The 259-nt window shown below is 59.8% G+C and carries 1 protein-coding gene; it reads right to left on the minus strand.

Going from position 1 to position 259, the window contains the following annotated elements; genetic code table 11:
- On the minus strand, window positions 1–259 hold a 259-nt coding region (locus tag SB822_RS58530), incomplete at both ends, for an ABC transporter permease subunit (protein WP_410859300.1).

Raw genomic sequence — 259 nt, forward strand, 5'->3', positions numbered from 1 at the left:
GGCCCGAAACCACTGACACGGCCCCGAACTCGCCCATTGCGCGCGCGTTCGTGATAACCACGCCGTAGAGCAGGCCCCAGCCCACCCGAGGCAGCGTAACACGCCAGAACATCTGCCATGCCGTCGCACCTAGCACGAGCGCCGCCTCCTCTTCATCGCTGCCTTGCACTTCCATTAATGGAATAAGTTCCCGCGCAACGAATGAAAAGGTTACAAATGTGGTCGCGAGGACGAGGCCGGGCAACGCGAAAACAATATC

The organism is Paraburkholderia sp. SIMBA_054 (assembly GCF_046534875.1).
In the GTDB taxonomy this organism is placed as follows: domain Bacteria; phylum Pseudomonadota; class Gammaproteobacteria; order Burkholderiales; family Burkholderiaceae; genus Paraburkholderia; species Paraburkholderia hospita.